General features: G+C 65.0%; 13 protein-coding genes. 5 read left to right on the top strand and 8 right to left on the bottom strand.

Annotation, left to right across the window (positions count from 1 at the left end):
• Positions 1 to 21: 21 nt before the first annotated feature.
• Together V6B08_RS03905 and V6B08_RS03900 are read right to left on the bottom strand one after the other, a co-directional pair.
• On the bottom strand, positions 22 to 813 hold the full coding sequence (locus V6B08_RS03905) for an enoyl-CoA hydratase-related protein (RefSeq protein ID WP_341978312.1): 792 nt from the start codon (positions 811 to 813) through the stop codon (positions 22 to 24).
• A gap of 22 nt (positions 814 to 835) precedes the next feature.
• Positions 836 to 1,270: an SRPBCC family protein gene (locus tag V6B08_RS03900; RefSeq protein WP_341978310.1), complete on the bottom strand. Its 435-nt coding sequence runs from the start codon at positions 1,268 to 1,270 to the stop codon at positions 836 to 838.
• Positions 1,271 to 1,418: 148 nt separating this feature from the next.
• Between V6B08_RS03900 and V6B08_RS03895 the strand changes: the two genes are divergently transcribed.
• The 3 genes from V6B08_RS03895 to V6B08_RS03885 are packed head-to-tail and all read left to right on the top strand — an operon-like array spanning position 1,419 to position 3,939.
• Entirely contained in the window at positions 1,419 to 2,564 is a 1,146-nt protein-coding gene (locus V6B08_RS03895) for an acyl-CoA dehydrogenase family protein (protein WP_341978308.1), read from the top strand.
• A 2-nt stretch (positions 2,565 to 2,566) separates the two neighbouring features.
• Positions 2,567 to 3,325, top strand: a complete 759-nt coding sequence (locus V6B08_RS03890; protein WP_341978306.1) for an SDR family NAD(P)-dependent oxidoreductase — start codon at positions 2,567 to 2,569, stop codon at positions 3,323 to 3,325.
• 5 nt (positions 3,326 to 3,330) lie between these two features.
• Positions 3,331 to 3,939: a DUF2889 domain-containing protein gene (locus tag V6B08_RS03885; RefSeq protein WP_341978304.1), complete on the top strand. Its 609-nt coding sequence runs from the start codon at positions 3,331 to 3,333 to the stop codon at positions 3,937 to 3,939.
• A 40-nt stretch (positions 3,940 to 3,979) separates the two neighbouring features.
• Here V6B08_RS03885 and V6B08_RS03880 read toward each other — a convergent pair whose 3' ends face one another.
• Positions 3,980 to 4,588: a TetR/AcrR family transcriptional regulator gene (locus V6B08_RS03880; RefSeq protein ID WP_341978301.1), complete on the bottom strand. Its 609-nt coding sequence runs from the start codon at positions 4,586 to 4,588 to the stop codon at positions 3,980 to 3,982.
• 366 nt (positions 4,589 to 4,954) lie between these two features.
• Between V6B08_RS03880 and V6B08_RS03875 the strand changes: the two genes are divergently transcribed.
• Positions 4,955 to 6,661, top strand: a complete 1,707-nt coding sequence (locus V6B08_RS03875; RefSeq protein ID WP_341978300.1) for a Na/Pi cotransporter family protein — start codon at positions 4,955 to 4,957, stop codon at positions 6,659 to 6,661.
• Here V6B08_RS03875 and V6B08_RS03870 read toward each other — a convergent pair whose 3' ends face one another.
• Complete coding sequence (locus tag V6B08_RS03870) at positions 6,662 to 6,991, bottom strand: DHCW motif cupin fold protein (protein ID WP_341978299.1); 330 nt, start codon at positions 6,989 to 6,991, stop codon at positions 6,662 to 6,664.
• Positions 6,992 to 7,263: 272 nt separating this feature from the next.
• Here V6B08_RS03870 and V6B08_RS03865 point away from each other — a divergent pair, with 272 nt between their 5' ends.
• Positions 7,264 to 8,826, top strand: coding sequence for a tetratricopeptide repeat protein (locus V6B08_RS03865; RefSeq protein ID WP_341978298.1), 1,563 nt, complete (start codon positions 7,264 to 7,266; stop codon positions 8,824 to 8,826).
• A gap of 8 nt (positions 8,827 to 8,834) precedes the next feature.
• On the opposite strand, the gene V6B08_RS03860 is transcribed toward V6B08_RS03865, so the two are convergent.
• Genes V6B08_RS03860 through V6B08_RS03845 form a run of 4 tightly spaced genes read right to left on the bottom strand, consistent with a single transcriptional unit; the run spans position 8,835 to position 13,282 of the window.
• Positions 8,835 to 9,977: an acyl-CoA dehydrogenase family protein gene (locus V6B08_RS03860; RefSeq protein ID WP_341978296.1), complete on the bottom strand. Its 1,143-nt coding sequence runs from the start codon at positions 9,975 to 9,977 to the stop codon at positions 8,835 to 8,837.
• Positions 9,978 to 10,009: 32 nt separating this feature from the next.
• Positions 10,010 to 10,528, bottom strand: coding sequence for a GNAT family N-acetyltransferase (locus tag V6B08_RS03855; protein WP_341978294.1), 519 nt, complete (start codon positions 10,526 to 10,528; stop codon positions 10,010 to 10,012).
• A gap of 9 nt (positions 10,529 to 10,537) precedes the next feature.
• Positions 10,538 to 12,493: an acetyl/propionyl/methylcrotonyl-CoA carboxylase subunit alpha gene (locus V6B08_RS03850; RefSeq protein ID WP_341978292.1), complete on the bottom strand. Its 1,956-nt coding sequence runs from the start codon at positions 12,491 to 12,493 to the stop codon at positions 10,538 to 10,540.
• A gap of 9 nt (positions 12,494 to 12,502) precedes the next feature.
• On the bottom strand, positions 12,503 to 13,282 hold the full coding sequence (locus tag V6B08_RS03845; RefSeq protein WP_341978289.1) for an enoyl-CoA hydratase/isomerase family protein: 780 nt from the start codon (positions 13,280 to 13,282) through the stop codon (positions 12,503 to 12,505).

Below are 13,282 nucleotides of genomic sequence, written 5' to 3'. Positions count from 1 at the left end.
AACCGCAACATCCAGGCGCCTTCAGCCGGCCTTGGCCCAGGCCGGCTTGCGCTTGCCGAGAAAGCTGTTGATGCCTTCCGCCGCTTCTTCCGACGACCACATTTCGGCCACACGGTCGACGGTATAGGAGAAATTCTCCTCATAGCCGTGGCGGTCGACGAAATCGACCAGCCGCTTGGTGGCGGCAATGGCGCCCGGTGCGCAGCGTAGGAACAGGGCGACCTGGCGGCGCACGGCAGCATCGAGTTCCGCTTCCGGCGCCACGTCATGCACAATACCCATGCTGCATGCCTTGTCGGCATCGAACACGGCGGCATTGAGGAAATGCGCGCGCGCATTGGAGATGCCCATCTTGCGCACCACATAAGGCGAAATCATGCTCGGCAGCAGGCCGAGGCTGACTTCGGAGAGGCAGAATTTCGCCGCCGCGCTGGCCACCGCGACATCGCAGACCGAGACCAGGCCAAGCCCACCGCCATAGGCGGCGCCATTGATGCGACCGACCAGCGGCTTCGACAACGTGTCGAGTTCGCGCAGCCACAAAGCCAGCTTGCTCGCCTCGGCGATGCGCGCGGCGTGCTGCCGGCTGGCCTGGCTCTGCTGGTATTTGAAATCGCCGCCGGAGCAGAAAGCGGTGCCGGCGCCGGTCAGCACCAGCACGCGGATCGCCGGGTCGCGGTCGACTTCGGCCACCACGGCGCGGGCCTCGTCATACATTTCGCCATTCATGGCGTTTTTCATCTCGGGCCGGTTCAGCGTCAGGGTGGCGACGCCATCGGCATCCACGGTGAAGGCAATTGTCTGGTAGCTCATGGTTCTCACGCTCATGGGGAAGTCAGGTGATACGCAGCCGCGCCGAGCCCGGCAGCATCCAGGGCTGCAGGCTGCGGCGGTAAAGTCCGGTGAAAAATCGCGTCATGCTTTCGACCTGGCTGGCATCGACCAGGAAGCTGCAATGCCACAGCAGATCGGCGCTTGCGCCGGGACGGTAGCGGATTTCGGCGCGGTAGCTCACCACCGGCATCGGCGCCGACACGATGCAATAGCCCAGATGCCGGGCCGATTGGCTCAAGCGCCGCTCGATGAAGCAGGTGCCGCCAGCCTCGCAGATGCGCAGACCGAGTACACCGCCGCGCCGGCTGAAGGCACGGCTGATTCCCGGCAGGCTGCGCAGCGGGCGGTGAAAATCAAACAGGCAATCCAGCGCCTCTGCCCGCCGCACCGGGCGGAGACGTATACTATAGTGAATGCTGCGGCGGATCATGGCCAAGCCCGCCTCTCCTTTCGCTCGCATCTATCGCCATACCGGTATCCGAACAGCTCAAGCATCCAGACAGGTCGGCCAGCGATTCCGTTTGACTAACGGTTGTTTGTTTTTATAATTGCCGACATCGTTGCTGTCAAATCACCGGTGCCAGATGAATCGCCTTTCCGAAGAGCAGGTCCTGTTCCAGGACGCGCTGATCAAGACCATCCAGAAAATCTCACCCCTGGAAAAAACCCAGGCGCTGGATGCGCGCAAAACCTTCGATACCGACCTGCATGCGGCGCTGGGCGATCTCGGCGTGCTCGGCCTTGGCGTCGACGAACGCTATGGCGGCAGCGGCGGCAGCACCGAGCATATGATCGCGCTCTGCACGCTCGGCGGCATGGCCACTTCGATGGCGGTGTTCTGCGTGGTGCAGTTCCTGATCACCCGGCTGCTGAAGGACAATGCCACCGAGGCGCAGAAGCAGGCCTATCTGGTGCCGCTGGCGGCCGGCCGCGTGAAGGCGTCCTTCTGCCTCACCGAAGCCGGCGGCGGCACTGACATCCTGCGCGCGATGAAAACCAAGGCGCAGAAAGTGGCTGGCGGCTACAAGCTGAACGGCGCCAAGATGTGGATCAGCGGCGCCGTCACCTCCGATTTCTATATCGTGCTCGCGCGTACCGCCGAAGGCAAGACCGATGGCGTTTCCATGCTGCTGGTGCCGAGCAAGGCGAAAGGCGTGACTGCCCGCGAGGTCGAGACCTTCGCCATCAACGGCTACGATACCTGCCAGGTCTTCTTCGATGATGTGTTCGTGCAGGAAGAAAACCTGATCGGCGTCGAGGGCCAGGGCTTCCGCCAGGTGCTGGCGACGCTGAATGCCGAGCGCCTCAATGCCGCCGCCGTGGCCTTGGGCATCGCCAAGGGCGCCTTCGATTATGCCGCCGAATACGCCAAGCAGCGCCCGGCCTTCAACCGCACGCTCTCGGAACTGCATCCGGTGCAGCACAAGCTGGCCAATGTCGCCACCGCCTTCGAGATGGCCTGGCTGTTCCTGCTCGATGCGGCGAAGCGCGACGAGGAAGGCGGCGCCATCGACGTCGCCAGTTCGATGATCAAGCTGACCGCCTCCAATGTGGTGAAGCAGGCCACCGATATCGGCATGGAGATCATGGGCGCCGCCGGCTTCGACACCGCCGCGCCGATGCAGCGCTACTACCGCGACCACCGGCTCTACGCCTTCGCGCCGCTGAATGACGAGATGTGCCGCAACCTGATCGCCGAACGCTATTTCGGCTTCAAGCGCGCCTTCTAGTGATGCCAGCCTCTGGGACATCCGAGCATGTGGCCGTGATCAGCGGTGCGGGCGGCGGCATCGGTCGCGCCATCGCCGCCGCCCTGCATCGCGAAGGCACCCGGCTGGCGTTGCTGGATCTCGAACGCACGGCACTGGAGGAAACCCGGCGTGAGATCGGCGCCGCCGAAACAGACTGCCTGCTGCTGCCTTGCGATATCACCGATGCGGCGGCTTCGGCCAAGGCCATCGCCGAGGCGCTGGCCGCCTTCGGCCGGATCGACCTGCTGGTGAACAATGCTGGGCGTTATCAGCTCAACCGCCTAGCCGATCCGGATGCGCCGGCGGTGTATGAGCAGCTCTACCGCATCAATGCCCTGGCGCCGCTCTATCTTGCCCATGCCTGCCGCGAAGCCCTGGTGCAGAGCCGCGGCTGCATCATCAACATGGCCTCCACCGAAGCCTTCATCGCCGGCTCGGTTTCGCTCGGCTACACGGCCTCCAAGCATGCCGTGGCCGGGCTGACCAAGGCGCTGGCGACTGAACTTGGTCCGGCGGGCGTGCGCGTCAATGCGATTGCGCCGGGCGTGGTGGAAACGCCGATGGTGGCGCATCTCACCAGCCAGAAGCGCCATGCCGAGAAGATGCTCACCCGCACGCCGCTGGGCCGTTTCGCGCAGCCCGCTGAAATTGCCAGCATCGTGCTGTTCCTCGCCTCGCCGGCCGCCAGCTATCTCACCGGCGCGGTGCTGCCGGCCGATGGCGCCTATATGCTGACGTGACCGCGATGTCTGGCCCGCTTCCACTTTCTCTTCCGCTTCCAGAGCCGGCACCACGCCGCCACCTGCATACCCGCCAGACCACCTATCGCGGCTATCTGCGCGAAGATGGCCTGTGGGATATCGAGGGCGAACTTTGCGACACCAAGCCCTATGCCTATGCCGACCGCGAGCGCGGCCGGATGCCGCCGGGTACCCCGGTGCATCACATGCTGGCGCGGCTGACGGTGGATGACGCGCTGGTGATCCGCGACGCGCATTTCGAGATGCGCGCGATCCCCTTCAGCTTCTGTGCCGGCGCCGCCGCCGATGCCGCCAGCTTCATCGGCATTACCCTGGGGGGCGGCTGGCGCCGCGCCGTGGACGAGCGCATGCGCGGCACCGCCGGCTGCTCGCATTTACGCGAACTGCTCTACAATATCGCCACCGCCGCCTTCCAGACCATCTCGCCCTATCGCGAGGAATTCATGGCCGAGCGCGGTGCGCCGGCCGGCAAGAACGGCCTGCCGTTCTTCCTCGATCAATGCTATTCCTGGGCCCTGACCAGCCCGGTGGTGGCGCGCTATTTCCCGCAATTCGCCGTGACGAAATCGGCCAAGCGCACGGGAAGCGACTGACTGGCTGCGACTGGTGACTGGCAGCGACGAGCGGCCTGCTTCAGCGGCCTTTTGGCGGCGCCTTGAGGCCCAGCAGGCGGAACACCATGGCGGTATGGGTGTCGCGCACTTCCTTTTCCGACAGACGCCCGCCCGGCTGGTACCAGTAGCAGACGCCGGACAGCAGCGAGATGATGGCGAAGGTGGTGACGCGCGGATCCTCCACAGTCAGCAGGCCGGTCTTGTTGCCTTCCTTGATCAGCCCGGTGAGCAGGTTGGAATAGGCATCGCGCAGGCCGGTGATGGTCTTGTAATGCGGCTTGGAGAGATTGCGCAGCTCCATGTTGCCGATGAACACTTCCATCTGCCGGTGGATATGGAAATTCAGGTGGATGTCGATATAGATTAGCAGCCGCTTGTAGGGATCGCTCTCGTTCGCGGTGCGCTCCTGGTATTCCGAGATCATCGACTGCAGATGATCGCGCAGCAGCTCGAACAGGAAGCTTTCCTTGCTCTTGATGTAATTGTAGAGCGAGCCGGCCTGGATGCCGACTTCCTTGGCGATCATGCGCAGGCTGGCGGCCTTGAAGCCATGACGTGCGATGATGTTGATGGCCGCTTCGCGAATGGCCTTTTCAGTGGTATCGCGGTTGGATCCGACGGTTCGCATTGGCCCGGTTATGTTGGAATTCTGGCGATGATTGCCGGCCAGCATAAAAACAAGTGGCTGTTTTATCAACCATTCGGGGTTTGTCCGCCGTGTTGCGCACGAACCACGTCGAGCGCCTCATGCCGGTTGCAGCCATGAATCGGCCCGCCGCCGACCTCCAGTCGCCCCCACGACCGTTGCCGGGCCGCCCCTCAGCCATCCGGCGGACACTAGCCATTTTTGCGCCGCAAAGGGTTTGTAAATTGCTTTTGTGCTAATGACTTTTGGGTGTAATAAAACTGTAACAATGGATTCGTGCCGGGTTCCACCTGTTTGATCTGACCTGGCCCTGTCCTTCACTTTTCGTCCTGAGGAGTCCACCGCCTGATGGGTGCCACCGCTCTGTTGCTCGACCTTGCCGCCGGCATCGCCCTGCTGCTGTGGGGTGTGCGCATGGTGCGCACCGGCATGACCCGCGCCTTCGGCGCCCGGCTGCGCCGGCTGCTCGGCAGTGCCACCCGCAACCGCTTTTCCGCCTTCGCCGCCGGTATCGGCGTCACCGCTTTGCTGCAATCGGCCACCGCTACCGCGATGCTGGTTGCCTCCTTCGCCGGCCGCCGCCTGATCGGCCCCGCCGCCGCCCTGGCGGTGATGCTGGGCGCCGATGTAGGCACCACGCTGGCGGCGCAGCTCCTTTCGCTCGACCTGCATTGGATGGGGCCGCTGGCCCTGGTGATCGGCGTCGGCCTGTTCCTCTCCACCGAAAGCGGCAATCGCCGCCATGTCGGCCGCCTGTTCATCGGCTTCGGCCTGCTGCTGCTGGCCCTGCGCCTGATCGTTGCCGCCTCCGAGCCTTTGCGCAACGCCTCCGCTTTCGCCACCGTGATGGCGCCGCTGGCGCAGGAACCGCTGCTCGCCGTGGCTTTGGCCGCGCTGATCACCTGGGCGGCACATTCCAGCCTTGCCATCGTGCTGATGCTGGTTGGCCTGGCGTCCGCCGGGGCGATTTCCGTGCCGCTGGCGCTCGCCCTGGTGCTTGGCGCCAATATCGGCGGCGCCGTGGCGCCGTTCGCCGCCACGGCCGGCCAGACGCCTGCCGCGCGGCGCGCGCCGCTCGGCAACCTGTTGATGCGCGCCATCGGCGTGGTGATCGCGCTGCCGCTGCTCTCCTTCGTGCCGCAATGGCTCGGCGCGCTGGGCCTGGAAGGCCCGCGCCTGGCGGTGCATTTCCACACCGCGTTCAATCTGGCGCTGGCGCTGCTGTTTCTGCCGCTGCTGGCCCAGGTCGAACTGCTTTGCCGCCGCCTGCTGCCCGATGCGCCGACCGCGGAAGACAGCACCAAGCCGCGCTATCTCGATTCCGGCGCGCTGGACACGCCCTCCGTGGCGCTGGCCGCTGCGGCGCGCGAAACGCTGCGGCTTTCCGATACCGTGAGCCGCATGCTGGATGACGCCATCACCGTGTTCAAGACCGACGATGCGCGGCTGGCCAAGGCGGTGGAACAGGCCGATGACCAGGTCGACAAGCTGCATGAGGCGATCAAGCTCTATCTCACCAAGCTCTCGAACCACGAAATGGATGCCGAAGAAAGCCGCCGCTATGTCGATGTGCTGACCTTCACCACCAATCTCGAGCATATCGGCGACATCATCGACAAGAACCTGATGGAACTGGCGGCGAAGAAGATCAAGCATCGCCTGCATTTCTCGCCTGAGGGCATGCAGGAACTGGCCGAGTTCCATGCCCGTGTCGCCGGCAACCTGCAGATGGCCTGCAACGTGTTCATGGCCAGCGACGCCAAGCTGGCGCGGCAATTGCTGCAGGAGAAGGCGTCTCTGCGCGAGGCCGAGCGCATGGCCGCCGAGAATCATTACCGCCGCCTTGCCGCCGGCCGTGCCGAAAGCATCGAGACCAGCGCCATCCATCTCGACGTGATCCGCGACCTCAAGCGCATCAACAGCCACCTGACGGCGGTGGCCTATCCGATCCTGGAGCAGACCGGCGAGCTTTCCGCCACGCGCCTGCGCGCCGACGAACAGCAGCAGGCCGGCAAGAAGGCCGCGCCGAATGGCGGCCACGCCAAGCCGGCCTGATCAGTCGACGATGAACAGTTTAGCGCCCACCGCCGTGCGCGAGCGGTGCGGCTCGGCATTGTCGGCGACCTGATAGCTCTGGCCCGGCCCAAGCGTGAAAACGCGGCCATCCTCCAGCTCCGTCACCAGCTCGCCTTCCAGCACGAACAGGATATGCCCCTTCACGCACCAATGATCCGCCAGGTAGCCCGGCGTGTAATCGACGCGGCGCACCCGGATCGGGCCGAACTGGCGCGTGCGCCAATAGGCCATGCCGGTTTCACCCTTATGCTCGGTGACCGGCACATCCGACCAGTCGGTGGTGCCAAAGGGTAAATTCGCTATCTGCATTCTCTACGCCCGATTTCCCTGGAATTCATCTTCCAATAATTGCAACGACATGGCACATCCGCTACTTTGAAGGGGAAATTACCCCAAACGCCGTGATCGCCATGACCAAGATCCGCCTCGCTTGGCTTCCTGCCGCGGTCCTGCTGCTTGCCCTGACCGGCTGCCAGACCAACCAGCCGTCCGGCAGTCCGCCGGTCACGAGCGCCAGCCAGGCACCGGTTCCGACACCCACCACCCCACCGCCAATGGCCAGCCAGGTCAAGAGCCGGGCCTTGACCACGACTGAGGAAGCCCAGGCCAAGGCCTATGACGATGCCACGCGCATGGCCGTCATGCCCGGCATCAAGATCACCAACCAGATGCGCAAGGCCGGCCTGTATTTCGGTGCGCAGCAATTCGGCGAGGCGCTGGCGATATATAACCGCATCCTCACCGAATGGGGTGACACCAGCACCAGTTCGGCGCGCAACGATCTGGCGCTGGCCTGGCTGAACAAGGGCCAATTGCACAAGGCCTTTGGCCAGCGCCGCGAGGAAATCGCCGCCTATCAGGAGCTGGCGCGGCTTTACGGCAATGATGTCGAGCCGGCCCAGCGCCGCGCCGTTGCCACCGGGCAGCTTTATACCGGCGAAGCGCAGGTGGCGCTGGGCGAGCGGCTGCAGGGTGAGCAGACCTACCGCCAGGCGATGGAACGCTTTTGTCCTGCGCCGATTGCCACCGTACCGCTGGCCGTTGCCTGCGCCAAGCTGGGCATCCGCCTGGGCCAGAGCCTGGGCGAACGCAAGCTGACCGACGATGCCCTGGCAGCCTATGACGCGGTGATCGGCAGCCATGGCAGCAACAGCAACAACGACGTGCGCCAGGAAGTGACCGAAGCCCATTGGCGCAAGGCCGTGCTGCTGGCGGAAAACCAGCGGCGACAGGAAGCCGTGGCCAGCTTCGCGCGCACCGCCGAAGTCGGCGCACTCTCGGGCACCCGCCAGGCCATTGCCTATGCCGCCCAGGCACTCGGCAACCAGGCGTCGATGCTCGACAGCATGGGCCAGCAAGCCCAAGCCCTGGCGCTCTATGACCGCTTGATCGGCCAGTTCGACAGCCGCACCGAGGATGCGGTGATCTTCGCCGTGGCCCGGGCGCAGGTGAACAAGGCGCTTATCCTGTTCCGGCAGAAGCGGCCGGCAGAGGTGCTGCCGCTCTGCGATGCCGCTCTGCGCAAGACCGGCGAGCGCCCGGCGCTGCAGATGCGCGAGGTTTCCGCCCGCGCCGGGCTGCTGCGCGGCCAGGCATTGGTGCAGTTGCAGCGTTACGACGTTGCCATCACTGCCTTCGATGCCGTGGGCGCCCGCTTCGGCAACGCCAAGGAAAACAGCCTGCGCGACCTAGCCGCCAATGCCATGTCGGCCAAGGCCAACGCCATCGGCCTGCGCCAGAGCCGTGGCAAGGTCGAAGAATCCATCGGCGAGCTGGACAAGCAGATCGCCGCCGCCGAGGCCAAGCCGGAGCCCGAGCGCAGCCGTGGCATCGCCACCGTGCTGCTGACCAAGGGCGTGGTCTACACCGTGATCGGCATGCATGACGAAGCCATCGCTGCCTATCAGGATATAGCCACGCGCTATGGCGATACCCGCGACGCCAAGCTGCGCGAGACGGTGGCGAATGCCGGCTATCTGCACGCCATCAGCTATCACGACAAGGGGCAATCGGCGGAAGCGGCGCGGTTGCTGCGCGACTTTGTGCAGCGCTACAAGCCGGAGCAGAGCCCGGCCATCCAGCAGCTTGTGAACCGCGCCGAAGACTGGCTGGACAAGAACCGCCAGTACGATTCAGTGGGCTGACGCCCGCCCTACCAGCCCATCTGGCGGCTGGCGAGATCCTTCATGATTTCCTCGGCGCCGCCGCCGATGGCATTCACCTTCACCTCACGGTAGATGCGTTCCACCTTAGCGCCGCGCATGAAACCGGCACCGCCGAAAATCTGCACCGCTTCCGCCGCGCAGAAGGCCAGCGTCTGAGTCGCCTGGTTCTTAAGCATGCACAATTCCGCCACCGGGCTTTCGCCCTGATCGAGCCGCCAGGCGATGTTTTCCAGCATCGCCTCGGTGGCATGGATACGCTGCGCCATGTCGATCAGCTTGTGGCGGATCACCTGGTGCTTGATCAGTTTTTTGCCAAAGGTCTCGCGCAATTGCGCATAGGCTACCGCTTCATCATAGGCGACGCGGGCGAAGCCGGCACAGGATGAGGCCAGACCGAGCCGCTCATCATTGAAGTTCATCATGATGCCGAGAAAACCGGCATTCTCGGCGCCGATCAGGTTTGCCACCGGCACGCGGCAATCGTCGAAATGCAGCGTTGCCGTATCGGAGGCCCACCAGCCCATCTTTTTCAGCGGTGTGCGCGTGAAGCCGGGCGTATCGCGTTCGATCAGCAGCAGCGAGATGCCGCCCATGCCGGGGCCACCGGTGCGCACCGCCACGGTGTAGTAATCGGCGCGCATGCCTGAGGTGATGAAGGTTTTCTCGCCCTTCACGATGTAATAATCGCCCTCGCGCCGCGCCAAAGTGCGCAGGTTGGCAACATCGGAGCCACCGCCCGGTTCAGTGATGGCGAGCGCGGAAATCCTTTCGCCGGCCAGGATTGCCGGCAGCACGCGCGCCTTCATTTGATCCGAGCCGAGCTTGGCGATCGGCGGGGCACCGATGGTGTGGCTCAAGAGCGAGGCACAGACACCGCCGGCACCGCAGCGCGCCAGTTCCTGGCCAACGATCACGGCATAAAGCCGGTCGGCTTTCACGCCGCCGTATTCTTCCGGAAAATTCAGTTGCAGCAGGCCGAATTCGGCAGCCTTGCGGTATAGCGCACGCGGGAATTCACCGGCTTCGTCCCAGGCGTCGGCGAAAGGCTCCAGCTCCTTCGCCACGAAGCGGCGGAGCTGGTCGCGGAAGGCGTCATGGTCGGCGGTGAAATAGGGCGAGTGCTTTTGCATGATCGTTCCCACAGTTTAATCCTGGCTCGCTGCTAGCCTTGCGGCGGCCGCAGTCGTGCCATGATCAGGATATCGTCGTAACGGCCATCGATCTTGCGCGCCCGCCGCTTCATGCCTTCGGTCTCGAAGCCGAATTTACGGTAAAGCGCGATGGCCGGCGCGTTGGAGGCATAGACCTGCAATTCCACCCGCTCGATGCCGCAATGGGCGGTCTGGTCCAGCGCGGCGTGCAGCATGGCTTCGCCCAGGCCCTGGCGGCGATGCCCGCTATCCAGGCCCATGCCGAGGCGCCCGACATGACCGAATCCGGGGCGTTGATCGCTATCCGGCTCGGCATAGATGTCGCACCAACCGACGATGCCTTCCGCTGCCGCCTCGGCAACCACGAAAGGCAGTCGCCGCTTCAGCATCTGCGCCATGAAGCCCTGTGCCTGCTGTGGCGAAGGCGCTGTCGTGAAAGCAATATAGATACGCTCGCGTGCCACACGGTCGAGGCAGGCGAGATAACCTTCGAGATCCTCAAGCCGGGCCGGGCGAATACTGACAGCCATCGGCCTGGCTCACGCCGGCTTCAGCGCGGCGAGCAATTGCCGTGTCGCCACCTGATCACCGGGCTTCACCGCCAGGCTTTCCAACTGGCCATCCAGCCTTGCTGCCACTTCATGCTGCATCTTCATCGCTTCCAGGATCAGCACCGCCTGGCCCTTGCGCAGGGCATCGCCGGGCTGCGCCAGCACAGCAACGATCTTGCCGTTCATCGGCGCGCGCAATTCGGCATCGCCGGCGCCGCCTTCGCCGCCGCGCGGCGCATAGGTGGCATCGCGCACAGCCAGGTCCAGCGCGCCGAGTTTCAGCAGCAGGTCATCGCGGCGGAACTGCGCGGCAAAGCCGGCCTCTTCGCCATCCAGCCGCGCCCGGTCCGCACCCATCAGCTCCACCGCTATCGCCGCATCGCCGAGCGTGACGCGATAGCCGCGATTTTTCAGCGGCGCGATACTGCCGCGTTGCGGCGTGCCGTCATCGCCGAGCCGCAGATCGAAGGGCGAGGCCAGCACATTGTTGCTCGACCAGGCAGCGGCCGCGTCATGGCCAAACTTTGCCGCATCGTGCTCATAGAGCAAGGCTGCCGCCAAGGCGATGGCTTTCGCATCAGCCTCGGGAGCCGCCGGTTTTTCGAAATGCTGCGGGATGAAGCGCGTGGTGGCGGCGCCGGCAGCAAAACCGTCATGGCGCAGCAGATCGAGCAGGAAGCTGCGGTTGGTCTCGATGCCGAGCGCCACGGTTTCCTCCAGCGCGCGGATCAGGCGGCGGCGGGCTGCCTCGCGGGTGGCGCCATGGGCGATGATCTTGGCGATCATCGGATCGTAGAATGGCGTGATCTCCTGGCCTGGACGCAGCCCATGATCGACACGGATGCCTTCTGCCTGAGGCGGCTGCCAGACATCCAGCACGCCACTCTGTGGCAGGAAGCCCTTATGCGGTGCCTCGGCATAGAGCCGCACTTCGATGGCGTGACCGCTGAGCGCCAGATCTGCCTGGGTGAGCGGCAACGCCTCGCCAGCGGCGACGCGCAGTTGCAACGCCACCAGATCCAGCCCGGTGATGGCTTCCGTTACCGGATGCTCCACCTGCAGGCGGGTATTCATTTCGAGGAAGTAGAACTCGCCCTCCGCAGAAAGCAGAAATTCCACCGTGCCGGCGCCGACATAGCCTATCGCCTTGGCCGCCGCCACCGCCGCCGCGCCCATGCGGGCGCGCAGATCGGCATTCACCGCCGGCGACGGCGCTTCCTCGATCACCTTCTGATGCCGGCGCTGCACGCTGCAATCGCGTTCGGCGAGGTGGATCACATTGCCATGGCTATCGCCAAAGACCTGGATTTCGACATGGCGGCCGTCAATCACGGCTTTTTCGAGAATGAGTTCAGCCGAGCCGAAGGCATTCTCGGCTTCCGAGCGCGCGCCCTGGATCGCCGCCAGCAGCGCGCTTTCCTCATGCACCAGGCGCATGCCGCGCCCGCCGCCACCAGCTGCCGCCTTCACCATCACCGGCAGGCCGATACGCCTGGCCTCTGCCAGCAGCACCGCATCCGACTGGTCAGCCCCCTGATAGCCCGGCACGCAAGGCACGCCGGCCTCGATCATGCGGCGCTTGGCGGCCGCCTTGTTGCCCATGGCGGCAATCGCTGATGCCGGCGGGCCGATGAATACCAGTCCGGCTGCCGCACAGGCGGCGGCGAAATCGGCATTCTCGGACAGGAAGCCATAGCCCGGATGCACCGCGCCGGCGCGCATTTCCTTGGCTGCGGCGATGATCGCATCGGCATTGAGATAACTTTGCCGCGCCTCGGCCGGACCGATGCAGCGCGCGCTATCGGCCAGCATGACATGCGGTGCCCCGGCATCGGCCTCGGAATACACCGCCGCCGTGCGGTAGCCCAGCGCGCGCGCCGAGCGGATCACGCGGCAGGCAATCTCGCCGCGATTGGCAATCAGGATGGTGTCGAATGCCGGCATGTTGTTGCCCTATACCTCTGCCGCCCAGGCGGGTTTGCGCTTCTCAACGAACGCCTTGGTGCCTTCGCGGCCTTCGACGCTGCCCAGCGCGGCGACAAACGACGCCGCTGCCGCATCCAGCGTGGCGCCGAGATCGCCACCCTGGCTACGCCGCATCAGCGCCTTGGTGGTGGCGACCGCATTGGGCGCACAGCGCAGGATGGCATTGAGCGCCGCACGGCCTTTGGCTTCCAGGTCTTCCGTACCCTCGGCCACCTCATGCGCCAGGCCGATGCGCACGGCCTCAGCCCCATCGATGCGGCCACCGGTGACGCCCAAGCGGCGGGCCTGGGTGAAGCCGATGCGCGCCACCACGAAAGGCGCGATCTGCGCCGGCAGAATCCCTAAGCTCACTTCCGGCATGGCGAAACCGGCCGTGGCCTCGGCAATGGTCACATCGGCGATGCAGGCAAGGCCGAAGCCGCCGCCCATCGCCGGGCCTTCCACCAGCGCCACCACCGGCTTCGGGCATTGATCGGCCAGTTCCAGCATGGCGCCGAAAGCGCGGTTGCGCGCCTGCACGGCCTCTGGTGCGGAAGACCCCGCCATGTCCTTGATATCGCCGCCGGCACAGAAGGCGCCGCCGGCTCCGCGCAGCAGCACGGCACGGATGCCATCGTCGTCGCGCGCCTGGGTGAAAGCGGCGACAAGTTCCTGCACCATCTGCGCCGACATGGCGTTTTTAACCTCGGGCCGGTTCAGCGTGATACGCAAAACCGGCCCGCTGCGTTCCAGCAGCAGTGTATTCAT

The sequence above is a fragment of the Ferrovibrio sp. MS7 genome, assembly GCF_038404985.1.
GTDB classification, from domain to species: domain Bacteria; phylum Pseudomonadota; class Alphaproteobacteria; order Ferrovibrionales; family Ferrovibrionaceae; genus Ferrovibrio; species Ferrovibrio plantarum.
Note: the sequence above shows the minus strand (reverse complement) of the source record. Positions and strands in the feature narration are given on the sequence as shown.